Below are 17357 nucleotides of genomic sequence, written 5' to 3'. Positions count from 1 at the left end.
CCGTCGCATGGACCTCGTCATTCGCGATGCACGCGTCGTCGACGGCGCCGGTGGTGCGTCCTACCGGGCCGATGTGGGTCTGGACGGCGGCCGGATCAGCGAGATTCGGCGGGCGGGCGGCCCCCGGCTCTCCGGTCGGCGCACCCTGGACGCGGGCGGCCTCGCGCTCTCGCCCGGCTTCATCGACATGCACGCGCACAGCGACCTCGCCTTGCTGCGCGACCCCGATCACCGCGCCAAGGCCGCTCAGGGCGTGACGCTCGAAGTCCTGGGCCAGGACGGGCTGTCGTACGCCCCCGTCGACGACCGCACGCTCGCCGAGGTGCGCAGGTCGATCACCGGCTGGAACGGCGACGGCTCCGACATCGACTTCGACTGGCGCACCGTCGGCGGCTACCTCGACCGCCTCGACCGGAACTTCGGCGGACAGGGCATCGCGGTCAACGCGGCATACCTCATCCCGCAGGGCACACTCCGCATGTACGCCATGGGTTGGGACGACCGCCCCGCGACCGACACCGAACTCGCCCGGATGAAACGGCTCGTCGCCGAGGGCATGGAACAGGGCGCGGTCGGCATGTCGTCCGGACTCACCTACACGCCCGGCATGTACGCGGACGACGCCGAACTCACCGAACTGTGCCGCGTCGTCGCCCGATACGACGGCTACTACTGCCCGCACCACCGCTCGTACGGAGCCGGGGCGTTGCAGGCGTACGAGGAGATGGTGCACCTCACCAAGGCGGCCGGCTGCGCGCTCCACCTCGCCCACGCCACCATGAACTTCGGCGTGAACAAGGGCAGGGCCCCCGATCTCCTGGCCCTGCTCGACTCCGCCCTGGACGACGGCTGCGACATCTCGCTCGACACGTATCCCTACACCCCCGGCTGTACGACGCTCGTTGCCGTGCTGCCGAGTTGGGCGAGCGAAGGCGGTCCCGAGTCGACCCTGGCCCGCCTCCGGGACGACGCCACCGCCGCGAAGATCCGCCACCACCTGGAGGAGATCGGCTCGGACGGTTGCCACGGTGTCCCCATCGAGTGGGACACGATCGAGATGTCCGGCATCTCCGAACCGGGCCTTGCGGACTACGTGGGCAAGACGGTCGCCCGCAGCGCGATCGAGCGCGGCGAGGAGCCGTGGGTCACCGCCCGACGCCTGCTCGTCGACGACCGACTCGGCTCGACGATCCTCCAACACGTCGGCCACGAGGAGAACGTCCGGCAGATCATGCGCCACCGGATCCACACCGGCGGCAGCGACGGAATCCTGCAAGGAGACAAGCCACACCCGCGCGCGTACGGCACCTTCCCGCAGTACCTGGGCCGCTACGTCCGGGAGTTGGGGATCCTGAGCCTGGAAGAGTGCGTGGCGCACCTGACTTCGCGCCCGGCGGCCCGACTGCGCCTGTCCGACCGGGGTTTGGTCCGCGAGGGATACCGCGCCGACCTGGTCCTCTTCGACCCGGACACGGTCGCGGCCGGCTCGACGTTCGAAAACCCGCGCACCCTGCCCGTCGGCATCCCACACGTCCTGATCGACGGCCGATTCGTCATCGAGGACGGCCACCGCACGAACGTCCTCGCGGGCAAGGCAATCCGCCGGACGACCATGGCTTAGCCCGGGGGCCGACGGGGCCGAGGCCGCGCCGCCGCGATCGACTCGGTCGAAGCGCCGTCGCGCGGGCCCTTGACTTTCCCATCGGGAAAGTAGGACTCTTACTTTCCCGATGGGAAAGTGAGGTTCCGTCATGACGAACACCGCTCCGGAGCAGGCCCGTGCCGCGCTGGATGCCGTCGACCGTGCCCGGCGCCAGGTGGCCGACCAGGTCGGTCTGCCGCGCGGCTACTGGTGGGTGATGGCGGCCGGCTGGCTCGGGTTGGGTGTGCTCGGCAGCGTGTCGCCGTGGCTGGGCGGGACCGCGGCCGCGGTTTTCGGCGCCGGGCACGGGACGCTCGCGTCCCGTCTGCTGGCCGGCCGTCGGCGCACGGACGGATTGCGGGTCAGCGCGGCCGTCGCCGGGCGTCGCACCCCCGTGGTCGTGGTCGGCATGTTGGTCGGGCTCGTCGGCGTCACCGTCCTGGCCGCTCTCGCGCTGCACGCCGACGGCGCCGAGCACGCCAGTATCTGGGCGGCGGTACTGGTCGCGGCCGTCATCGGCTTCGGCGGACCGGACATCCTGCGCGTCCTGCGCCGTTGGGCGCGGGCATGACGAAGGCACGGTTCGACGAGCTGATCCACCCCAGCACCCGGCTGACGCTGGTGGCGACCCTGGCGGCGGCCGACTGGGCGGAGTTCGCCTTTCTCAAGGAGCAGTTGGGGTTGTCGGAATCGGCGCTGTCCAAGCAACTCGCCACTCTGGAGGAAGCCGGGTACGTGGCCACGGAGCGCCGCCCGAGCGGCGGCCGCCGCAAGGTGCGTGCCCGCCTGACCACCGCCGGCCGGGACGCCTTCGACGGCCACGTCGCGGCACTCCAGGCCATCGTCACCGGCGCCACCACCCCCGCCGAAAGCCCCGCAGCCCGGTCCTGAGGCGGGCGCCGGGGCCGAGCCTGCGGGGCTGATCCGACGGGAGACGAGTTCGGGCGTCCCGGATCCCATGGGCCGGCCGTGCAGGGGGCGGGGCCGAAGTCAGTGGTTGCCGGCGGCGTGTGGTGGCGGGGGACTGTGCCGTCGGTGCCATGGGCGGCGGGACGGGGGCTTGGCATCCGGGGCGGCGGGGGCGGTGATGCGGGCCCGGGCGATCAGTTCCAGCGTGATCGCGGTGGCGACGGCTTGTACGGCCATCAGGGCGACGAGGACGAAGAGTTGCACCGCGCCGGCCGTGATCGGGTCGGCCCCGCCGAGCAGCATGCCGACGAATGCGCCCGGCAGGGTGACCAGGCCCACGGTGCGGGTCTGGTCCAGACCGGGGACGAGTGCCTCCGAGGCGGCCGGGCGGGCGATCTCGATTCTGGCGTCCCGTTCGAGCATGCCCAGTGCGAGGGCGGCCTCGACCTCGCCGTGACGCAGTCGCAGCACCGCCAGGCTCTGTCGGCCGGCCAGGACGGTCGCGGTGAGCGCGCCGCCGATGAGGATTCCGGTGATCGGGATGAGGGTGATGCCGCGGGGCGGGACGAGGCCGGTCGCCAGGAGCAGCCCGACGAGGGGCAGCACACCCGCGGCGATGGGGACGGCCGTCCACCACCACGTGCGGTCGGGGGTGATTCTGCGACCCGCGGTGCGCACGGCGACCGCGAACATCACGAACAGGAAGGCCGGAAGGCCCGCGGGCGCATGCGCCAACCAGCCGATGGCGGCGGAGACGGCCGCGAGTTGGAGGGCGGCCCGGATGCCCGCGAAGAGCACCTCCCTGGCCCGGCCGGCGTCCTGATCGGGTGACAGGCGGCACACCGCGACCACGGTGACGGCGGCGGCGAGCAGCAGCGCCAGGACCCAGCCGAGGGCCGCGTCGACGGGCAGCAGGGCGGCCGAGGCCGAGTTCATGGGATCACCGTAGTACCGATCACCGAACCCCCTGCCGCGGCTGCCCGCTCGGACACGACGGCCGCCCCGGGTCGGCTACGTGGCCGCGGCGACGGCCGGCCCGGCCGCCCGGCGGTCGAGGGCGGCGGTGAACGCGCGCAGGAGCAACGCGGCGGTGGCGGCGAGTCCGGCGAGCAGGCCGAGCCACAGGCCGAGGGCGTCCCCGCCGAACCCGAACGCGAACAGGCACGACGCGGGCAGGCCGATCGCCCAGTAGCCGACGAGCGTGACGCGGAAGCCGGTTCGGGTGTCGTCGAGGCCGCGCAGGAGTCCGACGCCGATGTTCTGCGCGCAGTCGAAGAACTGCAGGACGGCGGCGACGACCAGCAGCCGGGTGGCGATCGTGCGGGCGTCGCCGGCGGAGGAGTCCAGGAACGGGGCGAGGACCAGGTGCGGGAGCGCCAGGTACACGACGCCGACCGCGGCCATCACGCACGCCGCGCAGCCGAGCGCGGTGCGCATCAGGCGGCGGGCACGGGCGAGTTCGCCGAGGGTGATCTCGCGGCTGACGTTGATCGACGCGGCGTGGGAGAGGCCGACGGCGACCTGGAAGACGATGTACACCAGTTGGTTGACCGCAGTGTGGGCGGCGAGGGCGGCGGGCCCGAACGATCCGGCCATCAAGGCGGTGAAGAAGAAGAACCCGGCCTCGGAGCCGTAGGTAGCGGCGATCGGCACGCCCAGTCCGACCAGGCGCCGCACGGCGACGCGGTCCGCCTTGGCGGGGTTCAGGGCCAGCAGCGGCGCGAGTTCGCGATCGCGGCGGGCGGCGGCGTACAGGGCCAGGAAGGTCAGGAAGTAGACCCCCGACGTCGCGGCGCCGATCCCGACCAGCCCGGCCTCGGGCAGGATCCAGGTGCCGTGCACGAGGGCCCAGTTCAATCCCGCGTTGACGGCGACGGAGGCGAGCGTGATGCGCAGGAGCGCCTGGGGACGGCGCATGCCGACCGTGAACTGGCGCACCGCCTGGAACCACAGGCACGGCAACAGACCGGGGGCGAGGGCGGCGAGCATGTGCTGCGCGCGGCGGGCGACGTCGTGGTCCTGGCCGAGCACCGGAAGCGCCTGACCGACGCCGAGCATCAGCACCGCGCCGATCAGGCCCGCGCCGGTGGCGACGGCCATGGCGGCGCGTACGACGCCGCGCACCTCCTCGCGCGCGGCGTCCGCCGTCCCGGGTTCGCCCGCCCCGGCGTCCGCGGTGCCCGGCGTGGTCGGGCCCGCGGCGTCGGCGGCGCGCTCGGCCCGCGCGGCGGCCGCGGCGACCTGGTTGCCGACGGAGGTGACCAAGCCCACGCCCATGGTGCGCACCTGGTTGAACACGACGATCGCCAGTCCGCCTGCCGCGAGTTCCTCGGTGCCGAGCAGGCCCATCATCACGGTGTCGGTGGTGGTCAGCGCGACCTGGGCGAGTTGGGTGAGGATCAGCGGGACCGCGAGCACGGCCAGGGCGCGGCCGTCGCGGAGGAAGGTCGTGGACATCGTGCGCAGCGGCTCCTCGGGATCGGGCAGGGCACCGTAGCAGTCGAGTTCCACGCCGTCGGAGCGCGGTCGTGCGGGCGACCGCGAACACGGTGCGCTACCGTCTGCGGTCTTGCGCTGTCAGTCGAAATTAGGATAGGCACACCTAATCCAACTGTGCCGGACCGAAGAACGAGGACGCACCGTGTACGTGAACAGGCGCCAAGTGCTGATGACCGCCGGCGGACTCGGGGCGGCAACCCTCGTCGGATGCTCGTCCCAGAGCGGCGGCGCCCCGGCGCCGCAGACCACCGGCGGCACCCCGAAGAAGGGCGGCACGCTTCGCGTCGGCGCGCTGGGCCGGGCCGGGGCGATCACCCGCGACCCGCACGGCACGCAGAGCAACGAGAGCGACTACCTGGTCCTGTCCCTCGTGTTCGACACGCTGACCGTCCCCGCCGGCCGGCCCAACACCGCGCCCCGCCTGGCCGCGTCGTGGGAGTCCACCCCCGACCTGAAGACCTGGCGCTTCAAGATCGCCCCCGGCGCCGCCTTCCACGACGGCAGCCCGGTCACCGCCGCCGACGTCGTCTGGTCGCTGCGGCGCCTGCGCGGCACCAAGTCCGGCGCCTCGCGCCTGCCCGGCATCCAGGCCGAGAACATCACCGCCGACGGCGACGGCACCGTGGTCCTGGTGTCCGACTACCCCAACGCCGAACTGCCGCTGCTGACCCGCCTCAGCAGCTTCATCCTCAAGAAGGACACCCCCGACAACGCGCTGGACAAGGCCCCCGGCACCGGCCCGTTCAAACTCGACTGGTACCGCAACGGCAACGCCCGCCTGGTCCGCAACGAGAAGTGGTACGGCGGCGAAGTCCTGCTCGACGCGGTCGAGATCACCATGTTCGAGACGGCGCAGGCGATGTCCAACGCGATCCTCGCCGGCCAGATCGACCTGGCCTCCAACGTCGGCCCGGTGGCCGCGCGCATCGCCGAAACCCGCAAGGACCTGCGGGTGGTGCGCCGCGCCGACGACATGGCCATGCCGATCGTCATGCGCACCAAGGACGGCCCGTTCGCCGACCCCCGCGTGCGCGAGGCCCTGCGCCTGGTCGTCGACCGCGACGCCATGGTCAAGCAGGTCCTGTCCGGCTACGGCACCGTCGCCAACGACGTCATGGGCACCGGCGACCCGCGCTACGCCCGCGACCTGCCCCAGCGCAAGCGCGACCTGGCCCGGGCCGGGCAGCTCCTCGCCGAGGCGAACTTCGACCTCGGCAAGACCTACGACCTGATCACCACCGAGGACATCGCCGGACTCGCCGAGTCCGCCACGCTGTTCGCCAACCACGCCCGCGAAGCCGGCATCAGGATCAACGTGGTCAAGCAGGAGTCCGGCACCTTCTGGGACGCCACCTGGCTCAAGGGCACCCTCTACACCACCTACTGGGGCACCAACGACTCGGTGCTCTTCCTCGGGTCCAAGCTCATGGTCGGCGACGCCGGGCAGAACGAGGCCCAGTTCGCCGACCCGGCCTTCGACGACGCCTACCGCCGGGCGGTCGGCGCCGCCGACGAGGCCGGCCGCGCCGCCGCCCTCGTCGAGGTCCAGAAGATCCAGTACGAGCGCTCCGGATACCTGCTGTGGGGCATGGCCGACGGCATCGACGTCGCCGCGGCCAAGGTCCAGAACCTGCCCACCCTGGCCGGATACGGCCGCGTGCAACTGCAGAGCACGTGGCTGCGCTGACCCCAGGCGCGCCGGCGGCCGGGTCCACCGACCCGGCCGCCGCGGGCCCGCCCGTACCGCCGCGCCCCCGTGACGACTTCGCGCGCCGTGCCGGGCGGGCCGCGCTGCGCGCCGGTGCCGTGCTGCTGCGCCGCATCCTGGTGCTGGCCGCCCTGCTGGCAGTCGTGTTCGCCGCCGTCGAGATGCTCCCGGGAGACGCGGCCACCGCCACGGCCGAACGCGGCGACAGCGCCGCCGCCATCGCCGCCCGCCGCGAACACCTGGGCCTGGACCGGCCGTTGTGGGAGCGCTTCACGGACTGGATGACCGCACTACCGACCGGTGACCTGGGCACCTCCGCGCGTGGCGAGAAGGTCGCCGACCTGCTGCGCGACCCCTTCCCCAACACCCTGACCCTGGCCGGCGCGGCGTTCGCCCTCACCGTCGCCGCGTCCCTCGCCCTCGGCTGCCTGGCGGCCGCGCGCCCCGGCAGGCGCACCGACCGGATGATCGGCCACACCGCCACCACCGCGTTCGCGGTCCCCGACTTCGTACTGGCCACCGGCCTGGTCCTGGTCCTGTCCCTGTGGACCGGCCTGCTGCCCGCGGTCACCGTCGCCGACGCGTCCGGCAAGCCCGCCGAATGGACCATGATGATCATGCCGGTACTCGCCCTCGCCGTCCCGCAGACCGGCTGGAACACCCGCATCGTCCGCGGCGCCCTCGCCGACCAGGCCGACGCCGCCCACGTCGAAGCCGCCCGCCTGGACGGCCTGTCCACCACCCGCGTCCTGCTGCGCCACGCGCTGCCCGGCGCACTTCCCGTCATCGCCACCGGCATCGCCACCTCGACGGGCATGCTCCTGGGCGGCGCCGTCGTCGTCGAGACCCTCTTCAACCACCCCGGCATCGGCACGGTCCTGGCCGGCGCGGTCGCCGGGCGCGACACCACCCTGATCGCCGGGTGTGTCGCCCTCGCGGGCGCCGCGATCACCCTCGTCCTCCTCGCCGCCGACCTCGTCCGCGCCAAGACCGTGGGAGCCGGCCGATGACCACCGCCTCCGCCTCGACCGACACCGCGACGCCCGCACCCGCCCGCCCGGGCCGGCACCCGCACCCGCGCCGCGCGCTCCTCCTGCTCCCGGCCGCGCTCTTCCTCGCCGTCGCCCTAGCCGGGCCCTGGCTCGCACCGCACCCCATCGACGCCCCGGTGACCGCCACCTACGCCGAGGCGGGCGACGGCGCCCTCCTCGGCGGTGACCAACTCGGCCGCGACGTGTGGTCCCGCCTGCTGGACGGCGGCACCGCGTTGATCGGCTGCGCCTTCCTCATCGGCGCCGCCGTCACCGCGACCGCGGCCCTGCTCGGCTGCCTCGCGGCACTGCGCCCACGCGCGGGTCGCGTCCTCGAACGCGCCGCCGACGTCGCCATCCTCCTGCCTTCCGTCCTGGGCATCATGCTCGTCGCGCTCGCCTGGCCGGACGGCGGACGCTGGGCCGTCATCGGGGCGGCCATCGTCCTGGGCATCCCGTTCGCGGTCCGCGTGATCGCCGCGGCAGCCGCGCCGCTCGCCGCCGCCGGGTACGTCGAAGCCGCCCTGATGCGCGGCGAATCCAGCCTCTCCATCACCGTCCGCGAACTCCTGCCCAACCTCCGCGGCACCGTGGCGGCCCTGTTCGGACTGCGCTTCGTGGAAGCCGTCTACATCATCTCCACGGCCGCGTTCCTCCAGATCGGCCCGCAGCCACCCGAAGCCGACTGGGCGCTGATGATCCGCGAGAACGCCCCCGGCATCCTCCTCAACCCGTGGGCCGTCCTGGCCCCCAGCGCCGCCGTCGCCCTCCTCGCGATCACCGTCAACCTCGCCACTTCGGCACCGGCCCCCCGCACCCAGGCGGTGACCTCGGCATGAGCCCGCGCACTCCCACCCACCCGGGACCCGACGACGGCACACGGCTCCCCACGCACGCGGACACCGCCACCGGCGGCGGGAGCCTCGCGACCGGCGATACCGCCGACGCGGTGGTCGTCGACATCGCCGGACTCGGCGTCCGCCTGGTCGAAGGCCCCCACCTGCTGCACCCGGCCCACGCCACCGTGCGCGCGGGGCGCATCACCGCGCTCACCGGCGCGTCCGGCTCCGGAAAGACCACACTCCTCAAGGCCCTGCTCGGTCATCTGCCGGCCGGCGCCACCACCGAGGGCACCGCACACGTCCTGGGCCACGACGTGTTGAGGCTGGACCGCGCCGCACTCGGCCGGCTGCGCCGCACCGAACTCGCCTATGTCGGTCAGGACCCCGGCTCCGCGCTCAACCCGTACACGAGCGTTCGCCGCATTGTTGCCGAGACCGCCCGGGACCGAACCCGACAGGGCGTCGAGGCCGTCCTCGCCGAATGCCGACTGCCCCTGGACGGCGGTCTGCCCGACCGTCGCCCCGGCGCCCTGTCCGGCGGCCAACAGCGCCGAGTCGCCCTCGCCCGCGCCCTGGCCCGCAACCCCCGACTCCTCCTGCTGGACGAACCCACCGCCGGACTCGACCCCACGTTGCGCGACGAGATCGCCCGGCTCCTGCGTCGCCTCGCCGACACCCGCGGCCTCGCGGTACTGATGGCCTGCCACGACCCGGAACTGGTCGGGGCGTGCGCCGACGACACCATCACTCTCGCCACTTTGGGCCCGCCCGCGCCGCCGCCCGCCGCCCCGCAGCGGCCGCGAGTCCCGGCGGGGCGCAAGCCACCCGGCGAGAGCGCCGCCACCCGCGTCGACCCCACCCACGTGGGCTCGCCCGCCGGGCCCGTCGTCGCGGCAAGGCCCGAGCGGCACGCGCTCGCCGCCCATCGGGTCACCGTCACCTTCGGCACCGGCCGCGATCGCCGCCCGGCCCTGGACGGTGTGGACCTGACGCTCCCGGCAGGCGCAGCGATCTCGATCGTCGGGCCGTCCGGCTCGGGCAAGACCACGCTGCTGCGCGTGCTCGCCGGACTCGCCGTGCCGGACGCCGGCACACTCACCCTGGACGGCGCGCCCCTGCGCCCCGCGATCCGTCGCCGCGGACGGGACCGGCAGCGCCGCATCCAGTTCGTCCCGCAGAACCCGCTCGCCACCCTCAACCCCAGCCGCACCGTCGGGGCCGCCCTCGCCCGCCCCCTGGCCCTGCACACCCGACTCACCCGCGCCGCCCGCACCGCACGCGTGGTCGAGCTGCTCGAACTGGTCAGCCTGCCGCCCGCCTTCACCGACCGCTACCCGGCCGAGCTGTCCGGGGGCCAGCGGCAGCGCGTCGCGATCGCCCGGGCCCTGGCCGTCGACCCCGACTACCTGCTGTGCGACGAGATCACCAGCGCCCTCGACCCCGACACCGCCGCCGCGGTCATGGACCTGCTGCACACCGTGTGCGTCGAACGCGGCACGGCTCTCGCCCTGGTCACCCACGACCACGAACTGGCCGCCGCGTACACCCGAACCGTGCACGTCCTCACCGACGGCCGACTGACGGCGTGCGGCGACGCCGCGACGGTCCTGGCCCACACCACGGGGGTCGGTCGAGAGCCCTGAGCATCGGGCCGGGTCGCCGGGCCCTCGCGTCGGCGGTGGGCGGGTCGTGTGCCGTATTCCGGGGCTGCCGACACGCGGCCCGGCGATTTGGGCCGTCGGTGGCGAGTCGCCCTCGGATGGCGAATCAGTCGGAAGCGACCAGCCGGTACCCGACCCCGCGCACGGTCTCGATCACCGGCCGCCGGCCGGGCGTCCCGGACGGCGCTGCGGGCCCCGTACCCGCGTCGCGACCCTCGCGGGCGAGCTTGCGCCGGAGGTAGCCGACGTACACCTCGACCACGTTCGCCGGGCCCTCGTAGTGTGCGTCCCACACGTTCGCCAGGATCTCCGTCTTCGAGACCGCGTCGCCCGCCCGCCGCATCAGGAACTCCAGCAGCGCGAACTCCCGTGGGGTCAACGGCGTTTCCTCGCCGTCGATCGCGACGCGGCGGCGTGCGGGATCCAGGGTGAGGCCGCCCACCGCCAGCACCGCCGGCCGTACCGGCGCCCCCCGGCGCACCAGTGCGCGCAGCCGTGCGATCAGGACCACGAAGCCGAACGGCTTGGTGAGGTAGTCGTCCGCCCCCAGGTCGAACGCGTCCGCCTGGTCGTAGTCGCCGTCCTTGGCGGTCAGCATCAGGATCGGAGTCCACACGCCCGCCTCGCGCAGCCGCTCGCACACCCGGTAGCCGCTCAGGCCCGGCAGCATGATGTCGAGCACGATCACGTCGTAGGCGTTCTCGGTCGCGGCCCACAGGCCGTCCGGGCCGGTGTGGACCACCTCGACGTTGAAGCCCGCGTCGACCAGCCCCAGTCGCACGGTCTCCGCCAACCGGACCTCGTCCTCCACCAGCAGTACCCGCACCCGACACCTCCGCCGCCCGCGCACCGGCCGCCGGAACCGCCGACCGTGCGGCCCAGCACACCACCGCGAACCCAAGAGCACGCTGAGACACGGCGGCGCGATCGGTCCCGGCCCGTCCGACGCACGTCGCGCTCGTGGTCTTCCGTCCCTTCCGGGAAGGGGCGGGCGGCCTTCCCACTGCCCGCGAGGCACCCCCGCAGGCAGTGCCGGCTGCACCGGGGGGACCAGCCCTTCCCCCATGCGCGAGGCACCGCCCCGAGCTGCTCGACCGCGGTACTCAGCGGATTCTCAGGACCGCCCCGGCAGGCTCGGGGTGGACAACGCGGAGCCGTGCGGCGCTGCGGTGTCCGGGCCGCGCCCGGCGTGGGAACGCCGCAGGCGCGGCGGACGCGGAATCACCGGACGGGAAGGGAGGTGCGCGTGATGTCGTCCACTGCCGGCGACCCGGCCTCGAACGCCCGGGACGCGCGTTCGTGGCCGGGGTCGTTCGACGCGCCGGGTAGTGCGGGGGTGCTGCTCGTCGAGACGGGCCCGATGGCGCTCCCGCACAGACCGCCGGTGCTCGCCAGGCGCGACGCGCGCCGGCGTCGGGGCGAGATCCCCGAGGCGCCGGCCCACGTCGGTGCGCACGCGCACCCGGCCTCGTCCCCGAACCCGCCCCGCTCACGCGAGGACGACCCGGCCGACGGAACGGGGGACCGGGCATGAGCGGCCTCGCGTTCTCGGGCGCCTCCGTCGACGGACCGCTGTACGAGCGGGTGACCGAACTCGCCCGCGAGGCGCCGCCGTTCCTCAACCGGGTGGTGGCCGACTGGTCGACGTACGGCCTGGCGCTGTTCGCGGTGCTGATGCTGACCGTGTGGTGGACCGCCCGCAGCCGCGAGCCCGCGGCGATGGCCCGGGCCCTGGCCGCGCCCGCGATCGTGGCCCTGGTGTACCTGCTGGACACCGGACTCAAGTCGGTGTTCGCGGAAAGCCGCCCGTGCCGGACCCTGACCGGGGCCTTCACCCTGGAGGCGTGCCCGGGTCCGCACGACTGGTCGTTCCCCAGCAACCACGCGGTCGTGGCCGCGGCTGCCGCGACCGCGCTGTGGGCGGTGGATCGGCGCATCGGCGCGATCGCCGCCGTCGCCGCGCTCGCGATGGCGGCCTCGCGCGTGTGGGTGGGTGTGCACTACCCGCACGACGCGGCGGCGGGCCTGCTGATCGGGGTACTCCTGGCCTGGCCCCTGGTCCGGATGGCCGGACGGGCCGCACCGCTGGTCGAGGGCCTGCGAGGCACCCGATGGCGGGCGTACGTGGCGACCCGATGACAGCCCCGCGAAAGCCCCGCCCCCGGTGCCCCGCCGACCGCGCACCCGACCCGACCGCCCGAAGCCGGCGACACGCGGCCCGCGCAAGCGCCGCACCCGAGCCGGGCGACCGCGAACTACAGTGACCGACATGTGGCCCCGGCTCGGCGCGTGGTACCGACGGCACGCCGGGGTGCGCATGCGGTCCGCGCTGGCCGCCGCAGCGGTCGTCGCCGTCGTGATCGCCCTCGCCGCGGCGGCGTTCCTGTTCCTCTACCACGGCTCCCTGCTCGACTCCCTCGACGCCGACGCCCGCCGCCGCGCCGCCGCGGTCGCCGCCGAACTCACCCGCCCCGAGCCGCCGGGCCAGGCATCCGGGGCGATCCCCCCGGAACGCGGCGACCTGACACCCGTCCAGATCCTCGGCCCGGACGGCACCGTGGTCGCCGCCTCGCCCTCGGTGCGCGGGCTGCCGCCGCTGACCCCGCTGCGCCCGCAACCGGGCCGGACGCAACGCGAGAACCGCAGCCCGGTCCCCGGCCAGAGCGACACCTACCGCGTCGCCGCGCTGGGGGTGGCCCGCCCCGACGGCACCTACACCGTCGTGGTCGGCGAGTCCCGGGAGGCGATCGACGACAGCGTCGAGGACGCGGGCGCGCTCCTGCTGCTCGGCTGCCCCTTCCTGATCGCCGTCGTGGCGGCGGCCACATACCTCTTCGTCGGACGCTCCCTGGTGCCCGTGGAGGCCATGCGCCGCAAGGTGTCGGTGGTCACCGCCGACCGGCTCGACGAACGCGTCCCCGTCCCCGAGGCCCGCGACGAGGTCGCCAACCTCGCCGAGACCATGAACGCCATGCTCGACCGCCTGCAGACCCAGGTCGAGGCCCGGCGCCGCTTCGTCGCCGACGCCGGGCACGAACTGCGCAGCCCCATCACCACGCTTCGCGGCGGCCTCGAAGTCCTCGCGGCACGACCGCTCGTCACCCGCGACGCCGACCTGGTCGGCCTGCTCACCGCCGAGGTCGGCCGCCTCGACCATCTCGTCGACGGGCTCCTGTGGCTGGCCCGCGCCGACGAACACGGTCTGCACACCCGGCACACCGACGTCGACCTGGACGATCTCCTCGACGCCGAACGCCGCCGCCTGGCCGCCCGATACCCCGCACTGCGGATCACCGCCGAGCCGACCCCGACCCGGGTGTACGGCGACGCCGGACAACTCGCCCAAGTCCTGCGCAACCTCGCCGACAACGCCGCGGCCCACGCCTCGTCCGCGGTGCGCCTGGTGGTCGCCCCGTCGGCCGACGGACACACGGCCGTGCTCGACGTGGCCGACGACGGCCCCGGCGTGCCCCCCGCCGAACGCGACCGCATCTTCGGCAGATTCGTCCGCCTGGACCCCAGCCGCGACCGCGACTCCGGCGGCGTGGGCCTGGGCCTCGCCATCGTGCACCACCTCGTGGCCGCCCACCACGGCACCGTGGCCGTACACGAAGCACCGGGCGGAGGCGCACTGTTCCGAGTCGTCCTGCCCACGGAACCCGACCGCCCCGCGGAGCCCAACCGCCCCACAAGCCCACCCCACGACGCCACCGACGACGCCTGAACCCGCGCGGCCGTCACCCGATCCGACCCTCGGGACCGCCCCGGGAGCGCAAAGTCCATCCGGGTGCCCCCGAGTTCAAAAGTCGCCGATGGGTGCAAATGTGACGTAATGACTTCGATGCCCAAGCCGGCCCAGCCGTCCATCGCCCGACAGCAGGCACAGTTGCGCACCCGTCTGCCGTTCTCCGACACGCAGGACTTCGAGGACGCGACTCGCGGTCTGATCGCACGCCGCACGCCGAATGCCGTCATGGGCGAGGACGGCACCGTCGTATGGGACAACGACACGTACGCGTTCGTGACCGGCGACTCCCCGGACACCGTGAATCCGAGCCTGTGGCGCCAGTCCCGGCTCGCGACCGAGCAGGGCCTGTTCGAGGTCGTCGAGGGCATCTACCAGGTACGTGGCATGGACCTGTCGAACACCACATTCGTCGAGGGCGACACCGGGATCATCGTCGTCGACACCCTGCTGTCGAAGGAGACGGCCGCCGCCGCGCTCGCCCTGTACCGCGAACACCGCGGCGACCGCCCTGTCACCGGCATCATCTACACCCACTCCCACGTCGACCACTTCGGCGGCGTCAAGGGCATCACCACCCAGGAGGAGGTCGACGCCGGCCGCGTCCCCGTGCTCGCTCCCGCGGGCTTCACCGAACACGCCGTCTCGGAGAACGTGTACGCGGGCACCGCCATGGGCCGACGTGCCGCCTACATGTACGGCGCCGCCCTCGCCCGCGGTCCACGAGGACAGGTCGGCGCCGGTCTCGGCCAGACGGTCTCGACGGGCACCATCACCCTGATCCCGCCGACGGTGACCGTCACGACCACCGGGCAGGAAGAGGTCGTCGACGGTGTTCGCATGGTCTTCCAGATGGCTCCCGACACCGAGGCGCCCGCGGAGATGCTCATCCACTTCCCCGACTTCCGCGCCCTGTGCGCGGCCGAGGACGCCACCCACAACCTCCACAACCTGCTCACCCTGCGCGGCGCCGTGGTCCGCGACCCGCACTCGTGGGCGAAGTACCTCACCGAGGCGATCGACCTGTTCGGCGACACCACCGACGTCGTCTTCGCCTCGCACCACTGGCCCACCTGGGGCCGAGAGCGCGTCGTGGCGTTCCTGGGCATGCAACGCGACCTGTACGCGTACCTGCACGACCAGACCCTGCGCCTGATCAACAAAGGCTGGACCGGCCCCGAGATCGCCGAACATCTCCGGTTGCCGCCGGCGCTGGAGAACGCCTGGAACACGCACGGCTACTACGGCACGGTGAGCCACAACCTCAAGGCCATCTACCAGCGCTACATGGGCTGGTTCGACGGCAACCCCGCCCACCTGTGGCAACACACCCCGGTCGAGGCCGGCAAGCGCTACGTCGACTTCATGGGCGGCGCCGACACCGTGGTCACCAAGGCGCGCGCCTCCTTCGACGGCGGCGACTACCGCTGGGTCGCCGAGGTGCTCGGCCACCTCGTCTTCGCGCAACCCGACCACGCCGGGGCCCGCGAACTCCTCGCCGACACCTACGAACAACTCGGCTACGGCTGCGAGAGCGGCACCTGGCGCAACTTCTACCTCTCCGGCGCCACCGAACTGCGCGACGGCCGATTCGGCACCCCCACCGTCACGGCCTCCGCCGACGTCGTCGCCAACCTCACCCCGCAGATGCTCTTCGACGCCATCGCCATCCGGATCGACGGTCCCAAGGCATGGGACGAGCAGCTCACCGTAGACGTCAAGCTCACCGACACCGGCGACCACTACCGGCTCCGCCTGTCCAACGGTGCCCTGACCTACAGCGCGGTCTCGCACAAGGGCGACGCCGACCTCACCCTCACCACCACCACCGCCGCCCTTCCCGCACTGGCACTCGGCGGCCTGACACCGGACGACCTCGCCGAAGCGGGCATCCGGGTCGACGGCGACCCGTCGATCCTGCGCACCCTCGCCGACGTACTCGACCCCGGCGACCGGGACTTCCCCATCGTCACCCCCTAGAGAGCCTGCCGCGCCGGGTCCTTTTCGGCACGGCTCGCGCAAGCAGCCGCCGAGGAGGGGGCCGTGAAGGCGCCGCATCACTCGGGGGCGGGTGGAGCCGGTGAGGATCGAGCGCCAGCGGCGCCACCGGCGCCACCGGCCGAAGCGGCACCGTCGCCACGCGGATGACGACTGTCGTCGGACGCGGAAACGTCTGCTTTTCGCCACGGCCAAGCGTCGGTGGGGTTCAGCGGTCCTACGCGCCGGGGGCGTCCACGAAGACCGCCCCGATCTCCGCCAGGCCCTTTGCCGCATCCACCGGGTCGATCAGCGACTCGGGGGTGTGGATGCCCGGCGCGGCGGCGTCGCCGGCGAGGCCCAGCAGCCGTTCCACGCCGAGCGCGATGCCGAGGGCGGTCAAGGGGCGCTGCCCCGCGGCGTGTACGAGGTAGCGGGCGACCGTCAGGGGTGCTCCCGACGGGCCGATGCCGTCGATGTCGATCCGGACCTCGGCGGACGGCCCTTCGCCGCGGCGCCGGCCTGCCGATTCGGCGACCGCGAAGTCGAACCGGACGTCCGGTGCACCCGTCGCGAGCGCCAGGCTCGGCACGTCGAGGACCGCGATCCGGGCGGCCGGCAGGACGGTGCCGTCGAGGGTGGTGACCTCCGTCTCCGTATCCGCGCCGGCGACCCAGGTGAAGACACCGTCCCGGCGCACGAGTCCCGCGCTGGTGGCGGTGACCCACCGCTCCAGGTCCGCCACTCCTGCGGGGCCGCCGGTGTCGGTCTCGTCGAGGACGGCTCCGATGGCGATGCGGTCGACGCGGCGGAATTCGCGGGCGACGTGCAGCGCGGCCAGTACGACCGTGCCCGCGCAGAAGTGACTCGCCAACAGGATCGGTGCGGTGCCCGGACGTTGCGCGCCCGCGACGACCTCCGGGGCGATGTCCACGAAGCCGCTGGAGATGCCGAGGTACGGCAGCCCGTGCCGCTGCGCGTACCGCAGGGCGTTGAGCCGGTCGTCCCACAGCGTGGCGACGACGGCCGAGAACCCGGTGCCGTCCGCCGGGAGGCCGAGGTCGCCGCGCCGCATGTCGACGGTGACGGCGGTCGCGTCGCGGAGGCCCCCGGCCACCTGTTCGGCGCGGCCGATGTCGCGGCCCGCGATCACCAGGGGCAGCGCCGGGTGCCGGCGGCGCAGGAGGGCGGCCGCTCCCGAGCCCGCCTGCCCCGAACCGCCCAGGATCAGTACCGGCTTCGTGTGTCCCATCGTGTTCCTCCGTCTCACCTTGAGGCTACATTCTGTAACCTACATTTTGTAGGTTACATCGTGTAGGTAGACTCGGGGAAACGCAAGGAGG

15 protein-coding genes are annotated in these 17357 nt (G+C 73.5%); 11 read left to right on the top strand and 4 right to left on the bottom strand.

Translation table 11 applies throughout. The features are described from left to right. Positions 1-7: 7 nt before the first annotated feature. The 3 genes from ACFXMF_RS00500 to ACFXMF_RS00490 all read left to right on the top strand — a co-directional run bounded on the left by ACFXMF_RS00500 (position 8) and on the right by ACFXMF_RS00490 (position 2533). Positions 8-1621: an amidohydrolase family protein gene (locus ACFXMF_RS00500; protein WP_379989581.1), complete on the top strand. Its 1614-nt coding sequence runs from the start codon at positions 8-10 to the stop codon at positions 1619-1621. Between the two features lie 130 nt (positions 1622-1751). Next, entirely contained in the window at positions 1752-2213 is a 462-nt protein-coding gene (locus ACFXMF_RS00495) for a hypothetical protein (protein ID WP_360305704.1), read from the top strand. Continuing rightward, positions 2210-2533: a transcriptional regulator gene (locus ACFXMF_RS00490; protein ID WP_360305706.1), complete on the top strand. Its 324-nt coding sequence runs from the start codon at positions 2210-2212 to the stop codon at positions 2531-2533. The genes ACFXMF_RS00495 and ACFXMF_RS00490 overlap by 4 nt, the downstream gene beginning before the upstream one ends. A gap of 99 nt (positions 2534-2632) precedes the next feature. Here ACFXMF_RS00490 and ACFXMF_RS00485 read toward each other — a convergent pair whose 3' ends face one another. Next, on the bottom strand, positions 2633-3487 hold the full coding sequence (locus ACFXMF_RS00485) for an ABC transporter permease (protein ID WP_379989582.1): 855 nt from the start codon (positions 3485-3487) through the stop codon (positions 2633-2635). A 75-nt stretch (positions 3488-3562) separates the two neighbouring features. After that, positions 3563-5008, bottom strand: a complete 1446-nt coding sequence (locus ACFXMF_RS00480) for an MATE family efflux transporter (RefSeq protein ID WP_379989585.1) — start codon at positions 5006-5008, stop codon at positions 3563-3565. A gap of 184 nt (positions 5009-5192) precedes the next feature. Between ACFXMF_RS00480 and ACFXMF_RS00475 the strand changes: the two genes are divergently transcribed. Genes ACFXMF_RS00475 through ACFXMF_RS00460 form a run of 4 tightly spaced genes read left to right on the top strand, consistent with a single transcriptional unit; the run spans position 5193 to position 10274 of the window. Then, complete coding sequence (locus ACFXMF_RS00475; RefSeq protein ID WP_380017780.1) at positions 5193-6737, top strand: ABC transporter substrate-binding protein; 1545 nt, start codon at positions 5193-5195, stop codon at positions 6735-6737. Next, positions 6725-7768 carry an ABC transporter permease gene (locus ACFXMF_RS00470; RefSeq protein WP_379988431.1) on the top strand — a complete coding sequence of 348 codons (1044 nt, stop codon included), beginning with the start codon at positions 6725-6727 and terminating at the stop codon, positions 7766-7768. Before ACFXMF_RS00475 ends, ACFXMF_RS00470 begins: the two co-directional genes overlap by 13 nt. Next, positions 7765-8628: an ABC transporter permease subunit gene (locus ACFXMF_RS00465; RefSeq protein ID WP_360305714.1), complete on the top strand. Its 864-nt coding sequence runs from the start codon at positions 7765-7767 to the stop codon at positions 8626-8628. The genes ACFXMF_RS00470 and ACFXMF_RS00465 overlap by 4 nt, the downstream gene beginning before the upstream one ends. Then, a complete protein-coding gene (locus tag ACFXMF_RS00460; protein WP_379988405.1) occupies positions 8625-10274 on the top strand; it encodes an ABC transporter ATP-binding protein in 1650 nt (549 codons plus the stop codon). The genes ACFXMF_RS00465 and ACFXMF_RS00460 overlap by 4 nt, the downstream gene beginning before the upstream one ends. A gap of 124 nt (positions 10275-10398) precedes the next feature. On the opposite strand, the gene ACFXMF_RS00455 is transcribed toward ACFXMF_RS00460, so the two are convergent. Next, positions 10399-11118 (bottom strand): response regulator transcription factor, encoded by a 720-nt coding sequence (locus ACFXMF_RS00455; protein WP_360305718.1) that lies wholly within the window; start codon positions 11116-11118, stop codon positions 10399-10401. A gap of 423 nt (positions 11119-11541) precedes the next feature. Here ACFXMF_RS00455 and ACFXMF_RS00450 point away from each other — a divergent pair, with 423 nt between their 5' ends. The 4 genes from ACFXMF_RS00450 to ACFXMF_RS00435 all read left to right on the top strand — a co-directional run bounded on the left by ACFXMF_RS00450 (position 11542) and on the right by ACFXMF_RS00435 (position 16017). Continuing rightward, positions 11542-11826 (top strand): hypothetical protein, encoded by a 285-nt coding sequence (locus tag ACFXMF_RS00450; protein ID WP_379988406.1) that lies wholly within the window; start codon positions 11542-11544, stop codon positions 11824-11826. Then, positions 11823-12431: a phosphatase PAP2 family protein gene (locus ACFXMF_RS00445; protein WP_360305722.1), complete on the top strand. Its 609-nt coding sequence runs from the start codon at positions 11823-11825 to the stop codon at positions 12429-12431. Before ACFXMF_RS00450 ends, ACFXMF_RS00445 begins: the two co-directional genes overlap by 4 nt. A 130-nt stretch (positions 12432-12561) precedes the next feature. Further along, a complete protein-coding gene (locus tag ACFXMF_RS00440; RefSeq protein WP_379988407.1) occupies positions 12562-14016 on the top strand; it encodes a sensor histidine kinase in 1455 nt (484 codons plus the stop codon). Positions 14017-14124: 108 nt separating this feature from the next. Then, on the top strand, positions 14125-16017 hold the full coding sequence (locus ACFXMF_RS00435) for an alkyl/aryl-sulfatase (RefSeq protein ID WP_379988408.1): 1893 nt from the start codon (positions 14125-14127) through the stop codon (positions 16015-16017). Between the two features lie 235 nt (positions 16018-16252). Here ACFXMF_RS00435 and ACFXMF_RS00430 read toward each other — a convergent pair whose 3' ends face one another. Continuing rightward, entirely contained in the window at positions 16253-17266 is a 1014-nt protein-coding gene (locus ACFXMF_RS00430) for a saccharopine dehydrogenase (RefSeq protein ID WP_379988409.1), read from the bottom strand. Between the last annotated feature and the right edge of the window lie 91 nt (positions 17267-17357).

Source organism: Embleya sp. NPDC059213 (assembly GCF_042754445.1).
Taxonomy (GTDB): Bacteria; Actinomycetota; Actinomycetes; order Streptomycetales; family Streptomycetaceae; genus Embleya.
This window is presented reverse-complemented; position numbering and strand designations above follow the sequence as displayed.

What these genes read in the sequence shown, in the direction of transcription:
- ACFXMF_RS00500 (WP_379989581.1), top strand. Translation starts at nt 8, where the DNA reads ATGGACCTCGTCATTCGCGATGCACGCGTCGTCGACGGCGCCGGTGGT.
- ACFXMF_RS00495 (WP_360305704.1), top strand. Translation starts at nt 1,752, where the DNA reads ATGACGAACACCGCTCCGGAGCAGGCCCGTGCCGCGCTGGATGCCGTC.
- ACFXMF_RS00490 (WP_360305706.1), top strand. Translation starts at nt 2,210, where the DNA reads ATGACGAAGGCACGGTTCGACGAGCTGATCCACCCCAGCACCCGGCTG.
- ACFXMF_RS00485 (WP_379989582.1), bottom strand. Translation starts at nt 3,487, where the DNA reads ATGAACTCGGCCTCGGCCGCCCTGCTGCCCGTCGACGCGGCCCTCGGC.
- ACFXMF_RS00480 (WP_379989585.1), bottom strand. Translation starts at nt 5,008, where the DNA reads ATGTCCACGACCTTCCTCCGCGACGGCCGCGCCCTGGCCGTGCTCGCG.
- ACFXMF_RS00465 (WP_360305714.1), top strand. Translation starts at nt 7,765, where the DNA reads ATGACCACCGCCTCCGCCTCGACCGACACCGCGACGCCCGCACCCGCC.
- ACFXMF_RS00460 (WP_379988405.1), top strand. Translation starts at nt 8,625, where the DNA reads ATGAGCCCGCGCACTCCCACCCACCCGGGACCCGACGACGGCACACGG.
- ACFXMF_RS00450 (WP_379988406.1), top strand. Translation starts at nt 11,542, where the DNA reads ATGTCGTCCACTGCCGGCGACCCGGCCTCGAACGCCCGGGACGCGCGT.
- ACFXMF_RS00445 (WP_360305722.1), top strand. Translation starts at nt 11,823, where the DNA reads ATGAGCGGCCTCGCGTTCTCGGGCGCCTCCGTCGACGGACCGCTGTAC.
- ACFXMF_RS00440 (WP_379988407.1), top strand. Translation starts at nt 12,562, where the DNA reads ATGTGGCCCCGGCTCGGCGCGTGGTACCGACGGCACGCCGGGGTGCGC.
- ACFXMF_RS00435 (WP_379988408.1), top strand. Translation starts at nt 14,125, where the DNA reads ATGACTTCGATGCCCAAGCCGGCCCAGCCGTCCATCGCCCGACAGCAG.
- ACFXMF_RS00430 (WP_379988409.1), bottom strand. Translation starts at nt 17,266, where the DNA reads ATGGGACACACGAAGCCGGTACTGATCCTGGGCGGTTCGGGGCAGGCG.